Genomic DNA, 22,438 nt, shown 5'->3' on the forward strand with positions numbered 1-22,438 from the left:
CCTTGTCCACGGGCAGGGGTCCACTTCGGGCGGATCGCCAACCGGCGTGTTCAGGTGTTTTCCCAGACGTAGTCCCTGTACTGCTCGCGCAGGGCGGACTTCAAGAACTTGCCCGCTGCGGTGCGGGGGATCTGGTCCGTGAACACGAAGGCGTCCGGCAGCCACCACTTCGCGAAGCGCGGCTCCAGGAAGGCCCGCAGCTCGTCGGCGGTCGCCTGGGCGCCCTCGCGCAGCACCACCACCGCCAGCGGCCGCTCGCCCCACTTCGGGTGCGGCACCGCCACGACGGCCGCCTCCTTGACCGCCGGGTGGCCCATGATGGCGTTCTCGAGGTCGACGGAGCTGATCCACTCGCCGCCGGACTTGATGAGGTCCTTCGCCCGGTCGGTGATGCGCACGTAGCCCTCCGGGTCGATGGTGACGATGTCCCCGGTGCGGAACCAGCCGTCGGGGGTGAACTTGTCCGCCTCGGCAGGGTTCTCGAAGTAGCTGCTGGCGATCCAGGGACCGCGTACCTGGAGTTCACCCATCGTCCGGCCATCCCACGGCACGGGGCCCGAGTCGCCGACCGCCCGCACCTCCACGAAGGGCACAGCGTACCCCTGCATCGCCCGGTAGCGGTACCGCTCCTCCTCCGGCAGGGCCTCGAGGTGGCGCTTGAGCCGGGAGACCGTGCCGAGGGGGGTCGTTTCCGTCATGCCCCAGGCGTGGACGACGTTCAGGCCGTGCCGCTTCTCGAAGCCCTCGATCATGGCCTGGGGCGCCGCCGCCCCGCCCACGACCATCGCCCGCAGGCTCTTGAGGTTGTAGGCGTCCGGCTTTCGATCCAGCAGGTCGAGGATGCCGAGCCAGATCGTGGGCACGCCTGCGGTGAAGGTGACCTGCTCGCTCTCCATCAGGCTCAGGAGGCTGTCCGGGTCCAGGTGCGGCCCCGGGAAGACCTGCTTGGCGCCGGCCAGGACGGCGGTGAACGGGATGCCCCAGGCGTTGGCGTGGAACATGGGCACCACGGGCATGACGACGTCCCGCTGGGACACGGCGAGCGTGTCCACGAGGGCCGAGGCCAGCGAGTGCAGCACGATCGCCCGGTGCGAGTAGACCACGCCCTTGGGCCGGCCGGTGGTGCCGGAGGTGTAGCACATCCCGGCGGCCTGGTTCTCGTCGATCTCCGGATAGGCGAAGGACTCGGGCTCCGGCTCGATGAGCGCCTCGTAGTCGATGAACCCTTCCGGCACGGGCTGCCCGTGCGACCAGACGATCACGTGGCGGGGGTGCACCTCGGCGCGGAAGCGCTCGAAGACGGGGAGGAGCACGTCGTCCACGAGCAGGATGCGGTCGCCGGCGTGGTTCATGATGTACGCGAGGTCGGACGGGTGGAGTCGGGGGTTGAGGGTGTGCAGGACCGCTCCCGTGGCGGGGATGGCGAAGTACGCCTCCAGGTGGCGGTAGTGGTTCCACGCCAGGGTGGCGATGCGGTCTCCCTTCTCGACGCCGAGACGGCGCAGCGCGTTGGCGAACCTGTGGGTGCGGCGGTAGAAGTCGGCGTACGTGTAGCGCGTGATGGACTTGTCCGGGAGCCGGGAGACCACCTCCACCCGCGGGAAGTACTGCGAGACGCGTTCCAGGAGATGGACCAACGTGAGCGGGTAGTTCATCATCAGGCCTTCCATATGAGGTTCCATCCTCCTGTCCTTGTCACCGGTTCGGTGGGCAGGGCTCGGAGACCGGGCCAGCCCCGGTGGCGGTACTCTGTACAAACTGAAAAAGCAAGAAACGTGCCATCCTGCGACGGCACGCTCGGGCGGGAGGATCCCCTGCTGGCGGCTTTCCCTGAGGATGGAGTGCAGTGGGCCGGTGTGTGCGATGCAAGACGGGTGCACAGTCAGTGTACGCGATCGTGGACAACCGCTGCGGGGTCAACCGGTTTCCCGGGTGCGCACGGACGCGGGATCGCTCACGACGCCCGCCTCCAGCAGTTCCCGGATCCGGTCCTGGTCGTAGCCGGCCCATGACAGGATGTCATGCGCCGTGCCACCCTGAGCGTCCCGCTTTTCGGGGGATTCCGGGTGGCGAAAGCCCCCGCCTGTCGCCGGTCGCACGCGCCACGGCGGTCTCGGCCCCTTCACGTCCCCCTGGGCGAAGGCGTCCAGCGCCCGCGCCTGGGGGTGGTGCGGGGCAGCGGAGGGGTCCACGGCGACCTCGAGGCAAGCAGACGGGACCTGGGCAGCGATCCGGGCCCATTCCGCCGCCGGTTTGGCTGCCACGACCGCCGCGACCTCCGCTGCCAGCGCCTCCTGATCCCGATCGTTCTGCCGCGCGATCCACTCCGGGTGACCGGCGGCCAGACAGAACTCGGCCCAGAACCGGGGTTCCAGAGCACCGACGGACAGGATGCCCCCGTCGGCGGTGCGGTAACAGCGGTAACAGGCCATGGTGCCGGCGAGGGGCAGGTCCGACCGGTGCAGGCCTCCCCGGGCGGCAGCGGCCGCCAGGAGGTAGCCGCCCAGGCTCCAGAGCGCCCCGAGGATGGGGATGTCGACGTGAAGCCCGTGCCCGACGGTGCGGGCGTGGAGAATCCCCGCGACGGCCGCCAGGGCGGCCTGGAGACCCGCGGACAGGTCACCCAGCTGGAGAGGGGGGAGGAGCGGCGTTCCGTCCGGTCCGGGCGGGAACAGGGAAAGCAGCCCGCTGGCGGCCAGGTAGTTGAGGTCGTGTCCGGCCCGGTCGCGGTACGGCCCGTCCGCGCCGTATCCGCTCAGCGAGACGATGACCAGCCGGGGATTGCGCTCCCACAGCGCCGCCGGGGAAAGCCCGAGGCGATCGATCACCCCGGGGCGGAAGCCCTCCAGCAGGGCATCGGCCCTGCTCGCCAGGTTCAGGAGCACCTCCCGTCCGTCCGGATGCTTGAGGTCGATCCGGGCTCCTCGCTTTCCGGCGTTCAGCCAGGCGAACCACTCGGGCTGGAGCTCTCGCAGGTAGTCACCGCGCTCGGGGTCCTCGATCTTGACGACCTCCGCGCCCAGGTCGGCGAGGAGGCGGGTGGCGTATGGGCCCGGGAGCAGGCGGGTCAGGTCGAGCACGCGCACGCCCGCCAGGGGGCGCACCGCTGCATCTCCGGGGATCGTGCCGGCGTTCAGGGCTCCCACCTCCGAAAGCGCCCGGGCATGCCGGATGGGCCGGCATCAGGGAGGTCGCTTGCACCGTCTGCGCCTATGACGGACCGCCCAGGAGCCGGTACCGTCGCAGGCGCTGGTAGAAGGCCGAACGGCTCATGCCCAGCAGGCGGGCGGCTCGCACCCGATTTCCGCCGCTTTGCCGCAAGGCGGCCAGGATGGCCTCGCGTTCGGCGGCCTCGACGGCCTCGACGATGCGAGGCGGCCCCGCGGTGCGCGCTGGACCTTCCTGTTCCAGCCTCACCGCCAGCCCCGAGCGGGACACGGCGGCCGCAATCTCTTCGGGAAGGTCGCCCGGGCCGATCTCCCCCGACTCGCAGAACACCATGGCCCGTTCGATGACGTTGCGCAGTTCCCGGACGTTGCCGGGCCACGTGTATCGGCGCATGGCCTCCAGGGCTGCCTCCGAGACACCGGCGACGGTCGTGCCGAGGAGAGGGTTGAGCTCGGCGATGAAGCGCCGGGCAAGCACCTCCACATCTTCTGGCCGCTCGCGCAGCGGCGGCAGGGTGAAGGAGATGACGTTCAATCGGTACAGCAGGTCGGCGCGGAACTCGCCCCGCGCGACCTTTTCCTCCAGGGGCTGGTTGGTCGCCGCGATGATGCGCACGTCCACCCTCACAGGCTCCACGCCGCCCACCCGGTAGAACTCGCCTTCCTGCAGCACCCGGAGGAGCTTGGCCTGCAGGTGTGGGGACATGTCCCCGATCTCGTCCAGGAAGAGCGTGCCGCCGTCGGCCAGGTCGAACTTCCCCAGCCTTCCCTTGCTGCTGGCGCCGGTGAACGCGCCCGGCGCGTAGCCGAAGAACTCCGCCTCCGGCGGCCGGGTTCCGGCCCTGTGCCCGGGCGTCACGCCCAGGCGACAGATGCCCGACGGCCGGCAGCGTGTCCGCGGGCGTCTCGAAGCGCGAGGCACTGACGAGGGTGATCCGGTCGCCGACCGGGCAGCGGAGGCCGACCACCCGTCCGGGATCGGCGAGCACCTGGTCGAGCGGGAAGCCGGGGATGACCTCGGTGAGGGCGAGGCCGGCCAGCTCGCCGGAGGGCCGCCCGGTGAGCTGGCCGAAGGCCGGGTTCGCCAGGACGATGCGGCCCTGCCCGTCCAGCACTGCGGTGCCGCTGGGCATCGCCGTCAAGACGGCCGAGAGGAGGGCGCCCAGGTCCTCCGCCTGTTCGAACAGGTAAGTGATGAGATCGAGCTTGGTGAAGACGCCCACGACCCGGCCGTCCTCGTCCAGGACGGGGCCGCTCCCCACGGGGCTCGTGAGGGTGAGCCGGATGACGCTGGCGTAGTCCAGCGGATAGGAGGCGGAGACGGAGAAGACCTGCCGGGTGCAGACGGTGTGCAGAGGGGCCTCGAGCGGGCCACCCGCCAGGATGTGATCGTAGAGCCGGGAGCGGGTGAGCACGCCGGCAAGCCGGCCGCCGGCGTCCGCCACCGGACACAGGTCCAGGCGGGTGCGCCGGAGGAACCGGATGGCGTCGGCCACCGTGTCGTCCGGCCCCAGCAGGCTCTCCAGCGGGGTCATGCAGTCCCGGACGGTGTGCCGCTGCGGCACCGCTCTTCCCTCCGCGATCGGGCGGCCCCACGGCCGGAGGAGGCGGAGCGGCCCCGGCCTCCGCTCCGGGCCGGGCCTCACGGGGCACCCGGCTCCCGGCCCAGGATCGAGACGAAGGCGACCGACTGCCACGGCAGGCCGCCCAGGTTGTGCGTGAGGCCCAGGCGCGCGCCGGGGATCTGCCGTTCGCCCGCCCGGCCCTGAAGCTGCAGGTACACCTCGTACATCATGCGGAGGCCGCTGGCCCCCACCGGGTGCCCGAAGGACTTGAGGCCCCCGTCCGGGTTCACGGGCAGTTCGCCGCCCAGGTCGAAGACCCCGCTCAGGGCGTCCTGCCAGCCCTTCCCCCGCTCGCTGAAGCCGAGGTCTTCGTAGAGGATGAGCTCCGTCGGGGTGAAGCAGTCGTGCACCTCGGCCAGGTCGAGCTGGCGGCGGGGGTCCGTGATCCCCGCCTGGCGGTACGCCTCCTGCGCCGCGTGCACGTTCTCCCGGATGGTGGTGAAGTCGTAGTCCTGGTGGAGGCCCCCGTGGCCAGGGCCGGCGGCGACGGCCATCGCCTTGACGTAGACGGGATCGGGGCGGAAGCGCCGGGCGTCCTCCGCCCGGACGATGACGGCCGCGGCGGCGCCGTCGGCCACCCCGGAGCAGTCGTAGACCCCCAGCGGCTCGGCCACCATGGGCGCCTTCAGGATGACGTCCATGGGGACTTCCTTCTGGTACTGCGCCCGGGGGTTCAGCGCCCCGTTTTTGTGATTTTTCCACGCGATCCGCGCCAGGACCTCCTTGCCGTGCCGCGGGTCCAGGCCGTACTTGGCGAAGTAGGCCGGGGCGAGGAGGGCGAAGGCGGCGGGGGCCGTGAGGTTCGGACCCGTGCGGTCGGCGGCGTCCAGGTTGGCCACCAGGCCGCTGTAGCCCGAGTCCTTGAGCTTCTCCACTCCGACCGCCACCACCACGTCGTACACGCCGGCGGCCACCGCGTAGGCCGCGTTCCGGAACGCCTCGGACCCCGTCGCGCAGAAGTTCTCGACCCGGGTCACGGGCTTGTACCGGGTCTTGAGGGGGACCGACAGGGTGAGGCCGGAGTTGCCGCTCGAAAGGGTACCGAGCCAGTAGGCGTCGACCTTCTCCGGGCCGATGCCGGCATCTGCCAGCGCCTCGGTCACGGCCTCCACCAGCAGGTCCTCGGGGCCCTTGTCCCACAGCTCGCCGAAGCGGGTGCAGCCCATCCCGACGATGGCCACCCGGTCCCGGATGCCCTGCGCCACGTTCACTCGCCCTCCCCTGCGGTCCGCACCGGGCGGGCCTTCCAGAAGTAGTTCTGGATGCCCTCCGCCTCGTACAGCCGGCGGAAGGTCATCTCGACGGGCATGCCCACGTGCAGTTCGTTTGCCATGCAGTCGGTGAGCTCCACGAGCATGCGGCCGCCGCCCTCGAAGTCGATGGCGCCCAGGAGGGTCGGCGGGTCCACCGCGGCGGCCAGGTGGTCGGCGGTGAAGGTGACGAGGCGGGCCGGGCGGTCGGCGAAACGATAGGGCTCCATGTGGTCGACGGCCTGGCAGTGGACGCACACGCGCTGCGGCGGGAACTGGGGGGTGCCGCAGGCCGTGCACCGGCTGCCGGTGAGGGCCAGGTTCTTGGCCCGCCGGCGCCACAGGGCCGGTGCCGAAGGCCGGGGCCGCGCCGGCCGGCGCCCGGGCTCGGCGGGAACGAGGCCGCGCCAGCGCAGGTAGCGCATGTACGTGAGCCCTTCCCGCCCCACCTCGAGCCAGCCCGCCACCCCCCGGCGGGGCCGGAACTGCGAGGCTGCCTCCGTGACCCGGAAGACCAGGGCGTCGGCGCCGTCGCCGTAGCTCACGTAGAGGAGACGGTCGCCGGGGCGGGCCTGGGCCAGCGCCGCGGCCAGCATGAGGGGGGCTGCGGCCGCCCCCGCCAGGCCCACCGCGGCGAAGAGCGGGTCCTGCACCTGCTCCGGCCGGAAGCCGAGCCCGGCGGCCAGCGCGGCGTGGTGGCGGGGGTGCAGGGGATGGAGGATCACCCGGGCGAAGTCGGCCGGCCCGAGGCCGGTGCGCTCCCGCAGCCCGATGAGCACCTCGCGGACCAGCGCCCCGTAGCCCTCGCTGACTACGAAGCGCTCCTCCCACGAGCGGACGAAGGGGTCCTGGGCGCCCCGCCACTGCCCCACGAGGTCGGCGGTGACGCTGTGGGCCGCCTCCAGGGTCGCCAGTACCCCGGGCCCGCTGCCCACGAGGAAGGCGGCTGCCCCATCCCCGACGATCGACTCCAGGGGGCCCTGGGGCGCGGCGGGCCGCAGGTCGGCCACGGCGACCAGGACGCTCCCGGCCGACCCGGCCCGCACGGCGTCCACCGCCGCCAGGAGGGCCGATGCCCCGGCCTGGAGCGACCCGGAGAACGCGGCGGCCCGCACGGACGGCCGTACCCCCAGGGCGGCAGCCACCGTCGCGGCTGCCTGCTTCTCCCGGTAGGGGGCCGTCGTCGTGGCGAGGTAGACCGCGTCCAGGCCGTCCCCCCGCTGGCCGCCGAGGGCGTCCCGGGCGGCCTCCACGGCCATGGTCACGCTGTCCTCGTCCGGCCCCGCGACGGCCCGCTGCCCGGGCAGGGCCGTCTCGCCCGTGGCCTCGGCGATCGCCTTGCGGCTCAGGCGGTGGTAGGGGATGTACGCCCCGTAGGCGGTGATACCGATCAAGGCGGACCTCCTCTCAGAGCCCCAGCCGGCGGGCGATGATCGTCTTCATGATCTCGGTGGTCCCGCCGGCGATGGTGTGGAAGCGCACGTCCCGGTAGAAGCGCGCGATGGGGTACTCCTCCATGTAACCGTAACCGCCGTGGAGCTGCAGGCAGTGATAGGCCACGCGGTTGGCCATCTCGCCGATCCACCACTTGGCCATGGAGACGCGCGTGACCACGTCCTCCCCCCGCATGTGGGCGGCGATCAGGGCGTCCAGGAAAGCGCGGCCGAGGGCCAGCTCCGTGGCCATCTCGGCGATCTTGAACTGACTGTGCTGGAAAGAGGCGACGGGCTGGCCGAAAGCGACGCGTGCTTTCGCGTAGCGGACGGCGTCCTCCAGCATCCGCTCTGCCATCGCCTGGGAGAGGATGGCCATCACGAGGCGCTCCTGCTGGAGCTTCTCCATGAGGTACTGGAAGCCCCGGTTCTCCTCGCCGATCCGGTTGGCGACGGGCACCCGGCAGTCCTCGAAGAGGAGTTCGGCCGTGTCCTGGCCGTGTGCGCCCAGCTTGTGCAGGTTGCGGACCTTGGTGAACCCCGGCGTTCCGGCCTCGACGGCGATGAGGCTCAGGCCCCGGTGGGCGGGGCGCGCCTCGGGGTCCGTGCGGGCGACCACGATCACGAGGTCCGCCGAGATCCCGTTGGTGATGAAGATCTTCCGGCCGTTCAGTACGTAGTGGTCGCCGTCGCGCCGGGCGGCGGTGCGGATGGCCTGCAGGTCGGAGCCGGCGTCCGGTTCGGTCATGGCGATGGCCAGCAGGAGATCGCCGCTCACGCAGCGGGGCAGCCAGCGGGCCTTCTGCTCCGGGGTGCCGTAGCTGGCGATGTACGGCGCCACGACGTCGCTGTGGAGGGCCACGGCGATGTTCGCCCCCACCCGGGCCAGCTCCTCGTCGATGATGGCCGAGTAGAGGAAGTCGGCGCCTGCCCCGCCGTACTCGGGATCGACCCACGGGCACAGGTAGCCCTGCTCCCCCATCCGCTTCCACAGTGCCCGGGGGGCGAGGCCCGCCGCCTCCCACGCCGGGATGCGGGGCACGACCTCGCGCTCGACGAACTGCCGGAAGGTCTGCCGGAAGAGGCGGTGCTCGTCGGTGTACAGGCTGGACTGCAGCAGCGTCTCAAGCGTCTCAGGCATAGAAGCCACCGTCGACCTTCAGGACCATGCCGTTCACGTAATCCGAAAGGGGCGAGGCGAGGAAGAGGATCGCCGCCGCCGCCTCCCGGGCCTGCCCGGGCCGCTGGAGGGGGATCATGCGCTCCATGGTCGCCCGCATCTCCTGCGGGATGCCCACCGCCTTGCCCTGTACCATCTCTCCTCTTTCCTTGGGCTGGGTGAGGCGTGTCTCGATGAGCCCGAAGGCGACGGCGTTGCAGTTGATCCGGAAGGGACCCCACTCCTTGGCCACGGTCTTGGTGAGCCCGACCACGCCGGCCTTCGCGGCCGCATAGTTGGCCTGCCCCGGGTTGCCCATGAGGCCGGATACGGAGGAGACGTTCACGATCTTCCGATGCACCACGACCCCTTCCGCCATCTCCCTCTTGGCCGCGTCGCGCATGAGGGGGGCCGCGGCCCGGATCATCCGGAATGGCGCCACGAGGTGGACGTCGAGCATCGCCTGGAACTGCTCGTCCGTCATCTTGTGGAGCACGCCGTCCCAGGTGTAGCCGGCGTTGTTCACCAGCACGTCGAGCCGGCCGAAGCGCTCGGCCACCTGCGCCATGATCCGGTCCGGGAGCCTCGGGTCCGTGATGTCCCCGGCGACCGTCAGCACCTCGGCCCCCAGCGCGCGCACCGCCTGGGCGGTTTCCTCGAGGGGCCCGGGGTCGAGGTCGCACGCCACCACCCGGGCGCCCTGCTCGGCCAGCATCTCCGCCGTCGCCCGGCCGATCCCCCGACCCGCCCCGGTCACCACCGCCACCTTGCCGTCCAGGAAGCCCATGTTCAGAACTCCTTTCCTTTGCGGATACGGGGTTTGCGGATGGACCCCGTCTACCGGTGTGCACACGCCAGCGCGCCGTGGGCCACTATGCGCCGCGGGAGGCCTGCACCGGCAAGGCGGCCTCGAAGGAGCCCTTCGCCTTGACCCGCCCTTCCTGGTCCCGGATCACGAGCTCCGCCGTGATCCGGTCCTCCCCTGCCTCGGCGCGCCTGCCCGTGACGGTACCCTCCACGGTGAGGGCGTCGCCCGGCCGGGTGACGTCGACGAAGCGGACCTGAAGGCGCCGCACGGACCGGAGGGGCACCCAGGAGGCCACCGCCTGGGCGGCGAAGCCCATGACGAGCATGCCGTGGGCGATGGGGCCCCCGAAGCCGGCGGCCCGCCCCACCGCCTCCACGGTGTGGACCGGGTTGAAGTCGCCCGAGGCCCCCGCGTAGCGGACCAGTTGCATCTGGGTCACCGGCTCCTTCACCAGCGGGGGGAAGGTGTGGCCAGGCTGCACGCCCTTCACCTCCGCTCGATGATCGTGGCCACGCCGACCAGGACGTCCTGGCCGTGCTGGTTGGTGTACGTGGTCTCCAGCTCGACGATCCGCAGCACGCCGTGGCTCCCTTCCCGCTCGGTCTCCTTGCGGACCCGGGACCGGGCCCGGATCGTGTCTCCGGCGCAGATGGGAGCACGGTACTCGTAGGCCTGCTCCCCGTGCAGCACGCGCACCGGGTCCATCCCAAGACGCCGCACGAGCTCTTCGAAGTCCGGGCCGCCCCAGAGGTCGATGCAGGTCGCAAAGGTCAGAGGCGCGACCAGGTCCGGGTAACCCGCCGCCCGGGCGGCCTCGACGTCGTGGTGGAGGGGGTTCGGGTCGCCGATCGCCCGGGCGAACTCCCGGATCTTGCCGCGCTCCACGGTGAACTCATACGGGGGGAACTCGCGGGGATCTGACTGCGTGTGGGCTTCCATCGTTACCACCTCTCCGCAGGCTTGTGCCGGCACCTCTCCTCTGCGCCCAGGGTCATCGACCGGGCCGGGTCGTAGCTCCCCATCGCCTCATTCCCCCTGGGAGTGCTGCACCGGTTCAGCCGCATCGGGTACGCAAGCTCCGTGCCAGCAGGGCCCGTCGCCTGCGTCGGGTGGTGCCACGGGCCGCGGGAGCGCCGTCGGGTGCCGGTGTGGGCGGAAGAACCATCCAGCCGGTGTCCGATTTTGTGTACAGCCGCCGGTACCTCTTGTCCAGATATGAGGACACCATGGAACGGGGCACCCGCTGCAGGGCCCCGCCGCGCGGGTGGCCAGCGGAAGCGGCACGGCGAGGCCCCCGTGACGGTCCGGGCAGCCCGTTCGGGGTCCCACCGCGGGTTCAGGAAACAAATCGAACCAATCGGTTACAGGATGCTTGGCGGTGAGCAGCGAATCCCATCGGCAAAGGTCCGTTCCATCCGCGTCGGGGGCGGGCGTTCCGGGAGGATCACCGGCATGGACTCCACCAACCGCCCGGCCGCCACGGCGGCCCGGCAGATCGCGGCTGGCATGGGCGCCGCAGCGCTGGTGGCGGTCGCCGGACTGGCCTACGTGAAGTGGTGGCCTTACTACCACCGCATCCTGACCGTGGCCACCACGCACCGGCTGGGTGGCTCCATCTTCGGTCCCCAGGGCCACTTCGCCTCCGTCAGCCTCGCAGCGGCCTGGGAGTACACCGTGAAGTACTTCCAGGCCGTGTGGCAGGCCGCCATCCTCGGCATCGTCCTGGGTGGGGCCGTGGAGGCGCTCCTGCCCGCCGACTGGGTGGAGCGCTTCCTCTCCGGCCGGGGTGTTCGCGCCACGCTGATTGCCGGCATCTCCGCGCTGCCGGGGATGATGTGCAGTTGCTGCGCCACCCCGGTCGTGGCCAGCCTCCGCAGGCGCAACGCCTCCGCCGGCGCTTCCTTCGCCTTCTGGATGGGCAACCCCGTTCTCAACCCCGCCACCCTCGCCGTCCTGTTCCTGGTGCTGGGTTGGAAGTTCGGACTCATCCGGCTGATCTTCGGCGTCGTGATGGTCTTCGGCGTGAGCTACGGGTTGGACCGCCTTTTCCCGGACGAGAACAGACCGCCACAGGCGGCGCCGGCGCTGGTCGAGGTGAACCTGGGCCGTCCGGAGCACTGGTCGTTGCGCTGGCTCAGGGCCAGCGGCCGCCTCGCCGGATGGATCGTACCCGAGTACCTGGGGATGGTGCTCGTCACCGGTCTGCTCGGCGGCTACTTCTTCCCCGCCGGGATCGGGACCTGGACCGGTACGATCCCCGCCCTGCTGCTGATCGCCCTGGCCGGCACCCTGTTCGTCATTCCGACCATGGCGGAGATCCCCATCGTACAGGGTCTCATGGCCATCGGCCTGCCACCCGCGCCGGCGGCAGCGCTCCTGCTCACCCTGCCGGCCGTCAGCCTGCCGTCCCTCATCATGCTGGGTCGCTCGTTCCGGCGGCGCACCCTGGTGGCGGTCACGCTCGCCGTCGCCCTCGTGGGCCTCGCCGGCGGGCTTGCTGCGGCGGTGCTCTTCTAGTTCGGCGGCTGTCCGGGCAGGGACGAGGGCGGCATGCGGGCCTCAGCGCGCACGGTCGTGCGCGGCCGCAGCAGCAGGTTCGGCGGCGATGGCCGGATCGGGCGCCCGCCCCATCTCCTTTTGCGCCCATGTGTAGCACACGGTGACGAACGTGGGCACGAGCACCGCCATGCTTCCGGAGCTTCATCAGGGTGCCGCCCAGTTGCTGGTCTTCCAGCGGGGTCAGCCGGAGTACCCGGGAAGCCAGGGCGTGGCGCGGGTAGAGCACGTGGTCGGCGAAGGTCAACAGGGCGAACACGTCGGGCATGACGCCCGTCTTGCGCCCGCCCGGATCCGGCGCGATGCTGGAAACCGCGGGTGAGGATGGTGCAGGCATCGTCGTCACATGTACGTGGCCCGTCCGTCCCGGAACGCGTGCGGCTTCGCCGGGCCGCCACCGGCGCGCTGGTGGGCGCGGTTCTGATCACCGCCGCCTCGGACCTGACCCACCTGGCGGTGGGGGAGGTGGTTACTGGCCTCTGGCTCCTGGCGTCGGCCGCGCTCTGCGTTCCGCTCGCGGATACGTTCGCCCGGAGGTTCTTCGTCGTCCTGGGCACCGCCAGCGTGGCGCTGGTCCTTGCCCGGCGTCTTCCGTGGTCGGTGGCGTGGTCGGGAGCCGTGACCGGCGGTACGGTGCTCGTGTTCCTTCTCCTGGTCGAGTTCCTGGGCGCGGCCATCCAGGTGGGCGGGTACGATCGCGCGCTGACGGCCTTGCTCGCCCGCCGCGCCCGCTCCGGCAGTTCGGCCCGGCGGGCGGCGTGGATCGGGGCCTTCACCCTGGCGTCGATCGGGATGTTCATGGCCTCCGTTCCGGCCGTGTACTACGCGCTGGGCCTGGGGGGCGACGAGCGCCGGCTCCCGCTGGTGGTCGGCGCCACCCGGGGGTTCGCCGCCGCCGTCCTCGTGAACCCACTCTCCCCCCTGGTGGTCATCGCCCTGAGCATCAGCGGGGCACCATTCGGTCGTTACCTTCTTTACGCGCTCCCCGTGTTCGTCCTCATGCTGGCGGTCGAGTGGTGGGCCGGGGCCCGGAGCGCCGCGGCGCCGCCCGAGTTGCCGGAGGCGGATCCCGCCGAGCCGCTCTGGCAGCGGCGGCACACCCTGGCCCTGATGGGGGCCGTGGTGGCCTTTGTCCTGGCCTATGGCTTCCTGTCGCTGCTCGATGCCGGCGCGCTGATGAGCACGGCGCTGTCCGTCGCTGCGGCCGCCGGCGCCCTCGGCCTGGCCGCCCCGTCGCGGTGGCCCCGGTCCCTGGGGGCGGTGCCCGCCGAGCGCTTTCCGAAGCACTTCGGCGCGGCGCCTCTCTTCGTGGGCGGCGGCCTCTTCGGGAACGTGCTCGTCCACTCCGGCCTCCTCGATCCCGTCATCGGCGCCATGCAAGGCGTGCCGGTCCCCTGGCTCTGGGTGCCATTCATCGTGGCACTCGTCCTCCTCCTGCGGTGGCTCGGGGTGGCGCCGACGGTGAGCGTGCTGATCGTCGGTCCCGTGCTGGCCGGGGCCGTGTCGATCACCCCGGCCCTGTACGCCCTCGCGCTCGTCTTCGGCGGTGTGATGGCCTTCCTCGGGTCGCCCCTGAGCGGGACGAACCTGTTCGTCGCCGGTGCCACGGGGCTCTCGCCGCTGCAGGTGAGCGTGCGGCTCCAGGGCGGGTATGTACTGGCCACGATGGCGCTGTTCCTCGGCTACGCGTGGGTGCTGCAGGTCCTCGGGACGCCGTTCTGATGGGGTACTTCCCGGGGGCTGGTTGCACCGGAAAGGGGGCGGTCGACGCCGTGAGGCGGGGGGAGCCCCGCACCATCGTGGATACGGTCGAACCCTGGTCCGCACGCCTCGGATCCCCATACCGGTCGATTGCGAGGAGGATGGCATGCGCCGTCACGATAAGGCCTTCCACGACCCCCAGGCCATCGCCGACCTGATGCGCCGGGCCCCCACCGGCTTCCTGGCTCTGGCCGACGCCGAGGGTCCCTTCGCCGTCCCGGTCAACTTCGCCTACGTTGCGGAGGAGCAGCGCATTTACTTCCACTCCGCCGCCGAGGGGCGGAAGGTGGCCGCCATGGACGGGTCACCCCGTGCCGGCTTCACCGTGTGCGAGTACCTCGGCACCATGCCCGACCGCGTGCCGGGAAAGGTGGGGACCGCCTACCGCTCCGTCATGGCCCGCGGCCGCCTGCGCCGGGTCACCGACCTGGCCGAGGAGACGCGGGTTCTTCAGCTCCTCCTCGACAAGTACGTGCCCGGGTTCTTCGACCGGCCGCTCTTGCCCTCGCATGTCGACCGCTACCGGTCGAGTCGCGGTTCACGGGTGCTGGTGGTGGCGTTCGAGATCGAGGAACTCACCGCCAAGGCCGCTCTCCCCCGGGGGAGGGCGATCTTCACGCCCGGCATGACGGTCCGGGACCTGCCCCTGGTGCGCACCCGCTCGCCGAGTGCCGGGCATGACCACGGTGTGCCCGGCCCCGGTGGCTTCTGACGGCCGGTGCATGTCCGGCGGGCAACGCCTGTGGACCAAAATCGGGCGGCAGCGTTTGCCCGCAGAACACAACCGGCCCCGCCGTGGGGTACTTCGTGGCGTAAGCCGCGTGTTTTGCAGAGGTCGGCCGCGAGTCAGTCTGCGGAAATCGCCGTTGGTCCCGCGAGACGGTACGGCCTCCCGGGGTGGGGCACGAAGCGGCGGCCCGGGGAGCACCCGGGCCGCCGCGGGGTGCAGGGCGGCGTCACCCCTTCCGGTGCGGCGTCGACTGCACGCGGTAGTCGGGTCCCAGCCGCATCTTGGCGATGTACAGGATCTGCCCGACGTGCTCGGACAGGTGGGTCGCGACGCCGAAGATCAGGTCGAGGACGGTCATCTCCCGGTCGCGCACCCGCCGGGTCTCGGCCAGCTGTTCGGCGGAAAGCGTCTCCAGCACTCGGTCGGCCGCGCCGAAGGCGTCCCCCAGGATCTCCAGGACCCGGTCCCGGGTCAGGAAGTCCCGCGAGTTGAACTCGGCGTCCCGGTCGCGGGTGTCGGGCGCGCCGCCGACGGCGGAGACGAGGCGCTGCCCGATGTTGCCGGCCATGTGCAGCACCAGGTTGGCGATGCTGTTGCTCTCCTCGTTGGGCCGCCAGTTGACGTCCTCGTCCCGGAGCTGCTCGATCGCCGCCCCGGCGCGGCGGTGGAGGTCCCGCAGCCGGTCGCGGTGAATCCGGATCACGGTCTGCCCGAGGTCCACGGTCTTCCCCTCCCTGCGGAAATGGGTCGGTGGTTCCTTCTTGCCCGGTGCGTGGGTTTCCTCTCCGGCCCGGCCGAACGGCCGGCTCGCCGCCGGCTCACACTATCGCCGGGAGGTGTGGGCGACATGGCGAAGACCGGTCGCAGGCAGGATTCCGACAGCGTGGACCGTCCGATCCCCGGCCGGGGGTCCCGCGAACCGGCACCCCTGAGGGAGCCGCACCCGGTGGGGGAGGGCCGGCGCGAGCGGACCCGGTGCCTGTCCGCCCGGCTCACTCGTAAAGGTGGAGGAGGGCGTCGACGGGCGCGTGGTCGTCCGTGAGGACCGGCACGTCGTCGACCGGGAGGGGCCGCGTGTGCAGGGCGGCGGCGTACTCGGGCAGGGAGGGGGTCCCGAGCGCGTCCGCCTGCGCCTCCGCTGCCTTGACGATGTCCTCGCGGCTCCACCGGTGCGGCTCCCTGGGGGCGAGGAGGATGACGTTCTGGTAGGTGTCGGGGCTGCGCCCCCCGACGGGGAAGAGGTACACCTCGGGAAACACCGTCGCAAAGGTGCGCGCCATCGACCGCAGGAGGGCGCTCCGGGGCCCCTCGAGGGCGCCGATGAGGTTCGCGGCCACCAGCCCGCCGTCCGTGAGGCGGGCCCGGACGCGCCCGAGGAACTCCCGCGTGGTCAGGTGGAACGGAATGGCGTCCGCGTAGTACGCGTCGAGGAGGATGACGTCGTAGGCCGGACCGGCGCGGTCCAGGAGCCGCCGGCCGTCCTCCACGTGCACGGTCAGGCGCGGGTTGTCCGGGACGCCGAAGTAGGTGCGGGCGACCTCGACCACCACCGGGTCGAGTTCGGCCACGTCCAGCCGCAGGTCCGGCCGGTAGGCGAGGAGCTTCTTGACCACGGAGCCGCCCCCGAGCCCGACCATCAGCGCCCGCCCGGCGTCCGGTCGCAGCGCGAAGGGGAGCAGCAGGTAGTCCGTGTACTCGAAACGGGCCCGGAGCGGGTCATCAAGGTACATGCCGCTCTGCCACGAGTTGTCGAACCGGAGGTAGCGGCTGCCGCCTGCGTTCTCCACCCGGATGTGGTGGTACAGGCTTTCCTTCTCGAAGACCACACCGTCCTCGAAGGGGCCCCGGATCTCGCCGACCGCCGGGCCGCCGGACACCACCCCCGGCTGCATGCCGCCGCCGACTGCCCGGGGCGGCTCGATCCGCGCCGGCGCACCGGTCTCGAAGAGCGCCGGTGGACGCAGGACGGCCGAGGTGAAGAGGAGCAACGCGGTCAGGGCCGTGACCCCGATTGCCTGGGCCCGCCGGCGCGCGGCGGCCAGGTCGAGGGCGGCCAGGGCGAGGAGGACGAGCCCGCAGCTCCGCAGGAGGTCGGCGACGCCGAAGGCGGGGATCAGGAAGAAGGACGTGACGAGCGTGCCGGCGATGCTCCCGCCGGTCGACAGCGCGTAGAGGACGCCGGCGGTGCTGCCCACGCTCCGGATTTCCCGCGCCGCCAGCCGCACGGCCCAGGGTGACACCAGCGCCAGGAGGAGGGCGGGGCCGGCGAACAGGGCGAGCGAGGCGACCAGGGCCCCGAGCCGGGGCCCCAGATCCCGGGCGGCGAGCCAGGCATTCACCCGCGTGGCCGCCTCCGGCAACAGCCAGGTCCACACCCCCGCCAGCGCCAGGACGCGGGCCAGGGGCGGGAGCGACGGGTGCCGGTCGGCCAGCCGGCCTCCGAGGTAGTAGCCGGCGCTCAGGGCGGTCAAGATCACCCCGATCAGGCTGCCCCAGACGAAGATCGAGTTTCCGAACTGGGGCGCCAGCACCCGGCTGCCCAGCATCTCCAGGGCCATGAGCACGGCGCCGGAGACCAGCACGGTGAGCTGCAGCACGCTGCCGGACCACCTCCCCGGATCGGACTCAGAGCCAGCTCAGGGCCGCTTCCCGGGCCAGCACGACGGCGAAGAAGAGCATGATGGCGCCCGATGCCCGCCGGACCCAGACCTGGTGCGCCGGCGTCAGCCGGGCGCCGAAGAGGGCGCCGCCCAGGGCCAGGGTGAGGAAGAAGAGCCACGAGGCGGCCACCGCGCCGGCCGCGAACGCCGCCCGGGTCGCCGGGGCCCGGCTGGCGATGGCCGAGCCGAGCACGGCCACCGTGTCGAGGATGGCGTGGGGATTACCCCACGAGACGCCGACCCCCGTCAGGACGACGGCACGCGCCGGCGCGGCCGCCGCAGCCGCCTGCCGGCCGGCCGCTGCGTCCCCGGCGGCCAGGACGGCCGGCTCGGCAGGGTCCCGCAGCGACCCGAAGCCGAGGGCCGTCAGGAACAGCGCCCCCACCGCCAGGAGGACGGTCCGCAGCCAGCCCACCCCGGTGAGCAGCGCGGACAGGCCGGCCGCACCCGAGAGGATCAGCACGGTGTCGCACACGCCGGCCACGACGGCAGCGAGGAGGCCCCGCCGCAGCCCGCCGAGCAGGCCCTGGTTGAGGACGAAGACGTTCTGCGGGCCGATGGGGAGGATCATGGAAAGGCCGAGCAGGAGGCCGCTGAGGAACGCCAGCGCTTTCACCCCTGAGGGACATGTGCCGGTATGGATTCGGCTCCGCGCCGGCGCGGTCCTCCCCTGCCCGGGCCGCGTGTCGGGGTGGTGGCGGCGGCAGGACCCGGCCGGGGCAGGCGCGACCTGTCTGCGCGTAGAAGGATGTTCCCAGTACCGCGCAGGAGGTCGTTGCCATGCCGTTCGCTCCCGGCCCCGAGGTTGCCGCGGTGGAGATGCTGCCGGGCGTGTTCCGCAAGACCATGACGACGACGCCGTCCATGATGCTGTGCGAGATCAGCCTCAGTGCCGGCTCGTCGGTGCCCATGCACCAGCACCCCCACGAGCAGATCGGCTACGTGGTGAGGGGGCGCATGCGACTGGTCATCGGCGATGAGGAGCGCGTCCTGAACGCCGGGGACGCCTACGCCATCCCGGGCGGTGTACCGCACATGGCCGAGCCCGTGGACGGCGACTGCACCGTCGTTGACATCTTCCACCCGCACCGGGAAGAGTACCGCTGAACCGGCGGCCACGCGGCGGTGGTCCGGCAGGACTGCCGCCGGCGTGCCACGCCCTGGCAGGCGAGGAGGGGATTCGCCCTGCCGCTTCTCGTCCTTCAGGACATCTGGCGCACGTACCGGGACGGAGCCATCCGGGTCGACGCCCTTCGGGGCGTCGACCTGACCGTGGAGGATGGGGAGTTCGTCTCGATCATGGGGCCGTCCGGGTCCGGGAAGTCCACCCTCCTCAACATCATCGGCTGCCTGGACCGGCCGACGTCCGGCGTGTACACGCTCGCCGGCCAGCGGGTCGACGGCCTGGCCGACGTCCGCCTGGCAGCAGTGCGCAACCGCTTCATCGGCTTCATCTTTCAGGAGTTCCGGCTGCTCCCGGACCTCGACGCCCTGGGCAACGTGGCCCTCCCGCTCATCTACCGGGGCGTGCCGGCCCGGGAGCGGCGACGCAGGGCCGAGGAGGCCCTGGCGGCCGTCGGGCTGGCCGACCGCGGGCGGCACCGCCCCTCGCAGCTGTCCGGCGGCGAGAAGCAGCGAGTGGCCATCGCCCGCGCGCTGGTGGCCGACCCCGCCCTGATCCTGGCGGACGAACCGACCGGCGCGCTCGACTCGGCCAACGGGCGGGCCATCATGGCGATCTTCCAGCGCCTGAACCGGGAGCGGGGCCTGACCGTCGTCCAGGTGACGCACGATCCGACCGTCGCCCGGCACGGCACGCGCATCGTCCACCTGCGGGACGGGGCGGTCGAGCGTGAGGAGGCCGTCGCCGAGCCCCTGGTGGCTCAGGAGAATGCCGCCGGTGGGGAGGGCTGATGTCCGGGTGCTCCGGGAAGGAATGGGTTCTTCGGTGCAGCGCGTGCTGGCCATCGTCTTGATCGTGGCCCTGGCGGTCGCCGGGGGGTACTACGCGTTCCGGAGCCTGGTCCCCCCGCCGGCGGACCAGGCGGCAGGGCCGCTCTACGCCACCGCCGACGTCGTGCGCGGCGACATCACCGTCGCCGTCGACGCCAGTGGCCCCCTCAGCCCCTCGAGCGGCGGCGGCATCCAGGCGCCGTTCCCCCGCGGCCCGGTCCGGGGCGGGATGCCCAGCTTCATCGTCGACAAGGTCCTGGTGCAGGAGGGCGACGCCGTCCGGATGGGGCAGCCGCTCCTCCAGCTCGTCGCCCCGGAACTGGCGTCTCAGGTGCAGACCCTGGCCGCCGAGATCGAGGCGGACCGCCAGGACCTTGCCGACCTCCTGGGCATCCCGCCGGAGGCGGTGGACGCAGCCAACCCGGCGCAGGGGGTCACGCTGCGGGCGCCGATCTCCGGCCGCATCAGCGGCCTCAGGGCCCGCGAGGGCGAAGAGATCCAGCAGGGGCAGATCGTCGCCCGGATCGTGGACGACTCGGAGTGGCGGATGACGGTCCGGCTCAGCCCCCTGGAGTTTCAGGGGCTCAAGCCGGATGACGTCGCCCTGGTCCGCTTCACCCAGTTCGACAGCGTGATCGAGGCCCGGATCACCGACATGAACCCCAACCCCATCCCGACGCCGGCGTCGGCGCTCGGCGCCTGCCCGAGCGGTCCGGTCCTGCGGCCGCCCCAGGGCAGCGAGGGGACGGGCTCCGGCGGTGGGGAAGGCAGCCCGCAGGCCGGCCCGACGTTCTACCAGTTCGCCCACCTGGTCACGATCCAGGGGCCCAACCCGGGGCTGATCCTGCCGGGCATGACGGCCTACGTCGGCTTCCTGCCCAGGGAGGCGCAGGACGTCCAGGATCCCCTGCAGCGTGCGGCCCGGGCTCGCTGGGCGGGCAACTGCGCCACCGTCGAGGGTTACGCCCGGGAGGAGCGGGTCATCAGCCGGACGAACGGCATCCCCACCCAGGTTTTCGTCCAGGAGATGCAGAAGGTGAAGGCCGGCGACCCCATCGTGGCCCTGTCCGGCGACGAGACCCAGGACGCCATCGAGAAGCGCCTGCGCGAGCTCCAGCAGAAGGAGACGGAGCTCGAGGCGATGCAGTCGCAGCTGGACCAGCTGACGATCACGGCGCCCATGGACGGCGTGGTCTCCGAGCTGCGCGCCCAGGCAGGACAGCGGATCGAGCCCGGCGAGTGGCTGGGTTCGATCTTCCACACGTCGAACATGGACCTCTGGGTCGAGGTCGACGACGCCGACGTGCTCAAGGTCCGCCCCGACGCGCCCGTCAAGGTCACGGTGGATGCCCTGCCCGGCCAGACCTTCGAGGGGCGTGTCACGCAGATCGCCATGGCGGGCCAGAACCAGAGCGGCATCACCGTGTTCCGGGTGCGCATCCAGGTGCGGGGCGGGCCCGACCTGCGCCCCGGCATGCAGGCGCACGCGCACATCGAGGCCGGCAGCGCCAGGGGCGTGCTCCTCGTGCCGCTGGAGGCGGTGTTCGAGGAGGACGGCCAGACCAAGGTCGAGGTCCTCCAGCCCGACGGCACGACCAAGGTCGTCCCGGTCGAGCTCGGCCTCATGAACGACCGGGTGGCCGAGGTGAGGAGGGGGCTCGAGGAGGGTCAGAAGGTGGTGACCGGCAGCTCGGCCGACGTGTTGCCGAGCCAGCGCATCCAGTCCCGGGACCTCCTGCTGCCCGGCCAGCAGGAGCGTGAGGGCGGGGGCACGAGCGGGCGCGACGGCGAGCGCGGCGGCGACCGGCCGGCCCCGCCAGGCTCCCGGCGCTGAGGGGGCGAGCCCATGCGGGTGACGCGGTGGCTGCAGCGCACCGGTGTCCGGATCTGGTTCAGCGCGCAGATGGCGGGCCACGGCGTGCTCGCCAACCCCCTGCGCTCCGGGCTCACCGTGCTGGGGGTGGCGATCGGGGTCGCCTCGGTCGTGAGCCTCATGGCGATCGGCGAGGGGGCCCGGCGGGCCGTGGTCGAGCAGTTCCGCAGCCTCGGGGAGAACGTGATCGTGGTGCGGGCGGAGGACCCCTCGGCGGAGTTCGACCCGGACGAGGCCGGGGACCTGGTGGAGCGGGTCGGCGTGCTCACCCACGCCACCCCGGTGATCGAGGCTCAGGCCACGATGCGCTGGCGCCGCACCCGGGGCGTCGTGGGCGTGTTGGGGGTGAACGAGCAGTTCCCCATCATCCGCGACCACCCCCTGGCGGCGGGCCATTTCTTCACGAGTCTCCACGTGAAGCAGCGAGCCGCCGTGGCGGTCCTGGGCTACAACCTGGGCTCCGGGCTCATGGGCGGCCGCAGCCCCGTGGGGCAGGCGTTCACGCTCGGCGGGCGGACCTTTCGCGTGATCGGCGTGCTGGCGCCGAAGGGCGCGGGGCAGGCGGAGGGGATCGACGACAAGGTCGTGATCCCGTACACGGCGGCGCAGCCGATCGCCGGGAAGGTGACGGCCTCCCAGATCTGGGCCAAGGCCCGGTCGGCCCGGGAGGCGGACCTCGCCGTCGTGCAGCTCGGCCGCATCTTCCGGCGCCAGCTCGGGATGGACCCCGGGGCACCGACCCCTGCCGGCACGGACACGGCGGCCGGCCCGGCGGCGGCTCCCGGTCCCGGACCCGGACCCGGAGGCCCGTTCTTCACCAGTCCCGGCGTGGGCGTCTTCCCGAGGGGGGCGTTCGGCTTCCGGGCGCCGCCGACGGGCAGCGCGGGCCCGCCCCGCCCGGGCGCGCCGGGGGCCGAGGGCGGGGAGGCGGGGCCGCTGCTGGGCGGGCGTGCCCTGATCACCGTCACGAACCTCAACCGGATGGTCCAGCAGGCCGACAAGGCGAACCGCATCATGACCCTGCTCCTGGGCGGGATCGCGGCGGTCTCGCTCCTGGTGGGCGGCCTGGGAATCATGAACATCATGCTGGTCGCGGTGACGGAGCGCACGGCCGAGATCGGCCTGCGCCGGGCCCTCGGCGCCACGCAGGGCGACCTGGTGGTCCAGTTCCTCCTGGAGGCGCTCTACCTGAGCGGGATGGGTGCCCTCGCCGGCATCGCCGCCGGCGTCTGGGGCAGCCAGCTCTTCGCCCGGTACGGGCTCGAGACCGCGGTGAACCTGCAGGCGATCCGGACCGCGGTCATCGTGGCCCTGGGTTCCGGCCTGCTGTTCGGCGTGTACCCCGCGGTCTCCGCGTCGTCGCTGCCGCCCGTGGAGGCGCTGCGGCGGTGACGGGGCCGGGGACGCCCGTCCTGCCCGTGTTCCGCCTGGAGCTACCGCCTGGGCGCTGGGCTAGTAGTGCC

General features: G+C 72.1%; 20 protein-coding genes and 1 pseudogene. 7 read left to right on the top strand and 14 right to left on the bottom strand.

Annotated features, from left to right (window positions below):
* Nucleotides 1-50: 50 nt before the first annotated feature.
* From caldi_RS03280 to caldi_RS03320, 10 genes and pseudogenes are all read right to left on the bottom strand, one after another.
* Nucleotides 51-1,670 carry a long-chain fatty acid--CoA ligase gene (locus tag caldi_RS03280; protein WP_264843688.1) on the bottom strand — a complete coding sequence of 540 codons (1,620 nt, stop codon included), beginning with the start codon at nucleotides 1,668-1,670 and terminating at the stop codon, nucleotides 51-53.
* A gap of 246 nt (nucleotides 1,671-1,916) precedes the next feature.
* Entirely contained in the window at nucleotides 1,917-3,104 is a 1,188-nt protein-coding gene (locus caldi_RS03285) for a CaiB/BaiF CoA transferase family protein (protein WP_264843689.1), read from the bottom strand.
* Between the two features lie 106 nt (nucleotides 3,105-3,210).
* A complete protein-coding gene (locus tag caldi_RS03290; protein WP_264843690.1) occupies nucleotides 3,211-4,026 on the bottom strand; it encodes a sigma-54 interaction domain-containing protein in 816 nt (271 codons plus the stop codon).
* A 148-nt stretch (nucleotides 4,027-4,174) separates the two neighbouring features.
* A pseudogene (locus caldi_RS17700) lies at nucleotides 4,175-4,702 on the bottom strand (CBS domain-containing protein); the annotation flags it as partial.
* A 107-nt stretch (nucleotides 4,703-4,809) separates the two neighbouring features.
* The gene (locus caldi_RS03295) at nucleotides 4,810-5,997 is read right to left on the bottom strand and encodes an acetyl-CoA acetyltransferase (protein ID WP_264843691.1); all 1,188 of its coding nucleotides are present in this window, start codon (nucleotides 5,995-5,997) and stop codon (nucleotides 4,810-4,812) included.
* A 2-nt stretch (nucleotides 5,998-5,999) separates the two neighbouring features.
* A complete protein-coding gene (locus tag caldi_RS03300) occupies nucleotides 6,000-7,436 on the bottom strand; it encodes an OB-fold domain-containing protein (protein WP_264843692.1) in 1,437 nt (478 codons plus the stop codon).
* A 13-nt stretch (nucleotides 7,437-7,449) separates the two neighbouring features.
* Nucleotides 7,450-8,616: an acyl-CoA dehydrogenase family protein gene (locus tag caldi_RS03305; RefSeq protein ID WP_264843693.1), complete on the bottom strand. Its 1,167-nt coding sequence runs from the start codon at nucleotides 8,614-8,616 to the stop codon at nucleotides 7,450-7,452.
* On the bottom strand, nucleotides 8,609-9,421 hold the full coding sequence (locus caldi_RS03310; protein WP_264843694.1) for an SDR family NAD(P)-dependent oxidoreductase: 813 nt from the start codon (nucleotides 9,419-9,421) through the stop codon (nucleotides 8,609-8,611). The genes caldi_RS03305 and caldi_RS03310 overlap by 8 nt, the downstream gene beginning before the upstream one ends.
* Before the next feature lie 85 nt (nucleotides 9,422-9,506).
* Nucleotides 9,507-9,923 carry a MaoC/PaaZ C-terminal domain-containing protein gene (locus tag caldi_RS03315; protein ID WP_264843695.1) on the bottom strand — a complete coding sequence of 139 codons (417 nt, stop codon included), beginning with the start codon at nucleotides 9,921-9,923 and terminating at the stop codon, nucleotides 9,507-9,509.
* A 5-nt stretch (nucleotides 9,924-9,928) separates the two neighbouring features.
* Entirely contained in the window at nucleotides 9,929-10,381 is a 453-nt protein-coding gene (locus tag caldi_RS03320; protein ID WP_264843696.1) for a MaoC family dehydratase N-terminal domain-containing protein, read from the bottom strand.
* 513 nt (nucleotides 10,382-10,894) lie between these two features.
* Between caldi_RS03320 and caldi_RS03325 the strand changes: the two genes are divergently transcribed.
* A complete protein-coding gene (locus caldi_RS03325) occupies nucleotides 10,895-11,959 on the top strand; it encodes a permease (RefSeq protein ID WP_264843697.1) in 1,065 nt (354 codons plus the stop codon).
* 42 nt (nucleotides 11,960-12,001) lie between these two features.
* Here caldi_RS03325 and caldi_RS03330 read toward each other — a convergent pair whose 3' ends face one another.
* Nucleotides 12,002-12,130, bottom strand: coding sequence for a hypothetical protein (locus tag caldi_RS03330; protein ID WP_264843698.1), 129 nt, complete (start codon nucleotides 12,128-12,130; stop codon nucleotides 12,002-12,004).
* A gap of 243 nt (nucleotides 12,131-12,373) precedes the next feature.
* Here caldi_RS03330 and caldi_RS03335 point away from each other — a divergent pair, with 243 nt between their 5' ends.
* Both caldi_RS03335 and caldi_RS03340 read left to right on the top strand, forming a co-directional pair.
* Nucleotides 12,374-13,720 carry a GntP family permease gene (locus caldi_RS03335; protein WP_264843699.1) on the top strand — a complete coding sequence of 449 codons (1,347 nt, stop codon included), beginning with the start codon at nucleotides 12,374-12,376 and terminating at the stop codon, nucleotides 13,718-13,720.
* Nucleotides 13,721-13,865: 145 nt separating this feature from the next.
* Nucleotides 13,866-14,471 carry a pyridoxamine 5'-phosphate oxidase family protein gene (locus tag caldi_RS03340; RefSeq protein ID WP_264843700.1) on the top strand — a complete coding sequence of 202 codons (606 nt, stop codon included), beginning with the start codon at nucleotides 13,866-13,868 and terminating at the stop codon, nucleotides 14,469-14,471.
* A 244-nt stretch (nucleotides 14,472-14,715) separates the two neighbouring features.
* Here the strand turns inward: caldi_RS03340 and caldi_RS03345 are convergent, their stop codons facing one another.
* The 3 genes from caldi_RS03345 to caldi_RS03355 form a co-directional block, all read right to left on the bottom strand.
* A complete protein-coding gene (locus caldi_RS03345) occupies nucleotides 14,716-15,210 on the bottom strand; it encodes a DUF1572 domain-containing protein (RefSeq protein WP_264843701.1) in 495 nt (164 codons plus the stop codon).
* 271 nt (nucleotides 15,211-15,481) lie between these two features.
* Complete coding sequence (locus caldi_RS03350) at nucleotides 15,482-17,086, bottom strand: fused MFS/spermidine synthase (RefSeq protein WP_264843702.1); 1,605 nt, start codon at nucleotides 17,084-17,086, stop codon at nucleotides 15,482-15,484.
* 28 nt (nucleotides 17,087-17,114) lie between these two features.
* A complete protein-coding gene (locus caldi_RS03355; RefSeq protein WP_264843703.1) occupies nucleotides 17,115-17,765 on the bottom strand; it encodes a LysE/ArgO family amino acid transporter in 651 nt (216 codons plus the stop codon).
* Between the two features lie 164 nt (nucleotides 17,766-17,929).
* On the opposite strand from caldi_RS03355, the gene caldi_RS03360 reads away from it, so the two are divergent.
* From caldi_RS03360 to caldi_RS03375, 4 genes are all read left to right on the top strand, one after another.
* Nucleotides 17,930-18,256: a cupin domain-containing protein gene (locus tag caldi_RS03360; RefSeq protein ID WP_264843704.1), complete on the top strand. Its 327-nt coding sequence runs from the start codon at nucleotides 17,930-17,932 to the stop codon at nucleotides 18,254-18,256.
* 78 nt (nucleotides 18,257-18,334) lie between these two features.
* Nucleotides 18,335-19,063: an ABC transporter ATP-binding protein gene (locus caldi_RS03365; RefSeq protein WP_264844719.1), complete on the top strand. Its 729-nt coding sequence runs from the start codon at nucleotides 18,335-18,337 to the stop codon at nucleotides 19,061-19,063.
* 7 nt (nucleotides 19,064-19,070) lie between these two features.
* Nucleotides 19,071-20,936 (top strand): efflux RND transporter periplasmic adaptor subunit, encoded by a 1,866-nt coding sequence (locus caldi_RS03370; RefSeq protein WP_264843705.1) that lies wholly within the window; start codon nucleotides 19,071-19,073, stop codon nucleotides 20,934-20,936.
* A 12-nt stretch (nucleotides 20,937-20,948) separates the two neighbouring features.
* Entirely contained in the window at nucleotides 20,949-22,367 is a 1,419-nt protein-coding gene (locus caldi_RS03375) for an ABC transporter permease (RefSeq protein ID WP_264843706.1), read from the top strand.
* Nucleotides 22,368-22,438: the final 71 nt, after the last annotated feature.

The sequence above is a fragment of the Caldinitratiruptor microaerophilus genome (assembly GCF_025999835.1).
Classification (GTDB): domain Bacteria; phylum Bacillota; class Sulfobacillia; order Symbiobacteriales; family ZC4RG38; genus Caldinitratiruptor; species Caldinitratiruptor microaerophilus.

What these genes read in the sequence shown, in the direction of transcription:
- caldi_RS03280 (WP_264843688.1), bottom strand. Translation starts at nt 1,670, where the DNA reads ATGGAAGGCCTGATGATGAACTACCCGCTCACGTTGGTCCATCTCCTG.
- caldi_RS03305 (WP_264843693.1), bottom strand. Translation starts at nt 8,616, where the DNA reads ATGCCTGAGACGCTTGAGACGCTGCTGCAGTCCAGCCTGTACACCGAC.
- caldi_RS03310 (WP_264843694.1), bottom strand. Translation starts at nt 9,421, where the DNA reads ATGGGCTTCCTGGACGGCAAGGTGGCGGTGGTGACCGGGGCGGGTCGG.
- caldi_RS03320 (WP_264843696.1), bottom strand. Translation starts at nt 10,381, where the DNA reads ATGGAAGCCCACACGCAGTCAGATCCCCGCGAGTTCCCCCCGTATGAG.
- caldi_RS03325 (WP_264843697.1), top strand. Translation starts at nt 10,895, where the DNA reads ATGGACTCCACCAACCGCCCGGCCGCCACGGCGGCCCGGCAGATCGCG.
- caldi_RS03330 (WP_264843698.1), bottom strand. Translation starts at nt 12,130, where the DNA reads ATGGCGGTGCTCGTGCCCACGTTCGTCACCGTGTGCTACACATGGGCG.
- caldi_RS03340 (WP_264843700.1), top strand. Translation starts at nt 13,866, where the DNA reads ATGCGCCGTCACGATAAGGCCTTCCACGACCCCCAGGCCATCGCCGAC.
- caldi_RS03360 (WP_264843704.1), top strand. Translation starts at nt 17,930, where the DNA reads ATGCCGTTCGCTCCCGGCCCCGAGGTTGCCGCGGTGGAGATGCTGCCG.
- caldi_RS03375 (WP_264843706.1), top strand. Translation starts at nt 20,949, where the DNA reads ATGCGGGTGACGCGGTGGCTGCAGCGCACCGGTGTCCGGATCTGGTTC.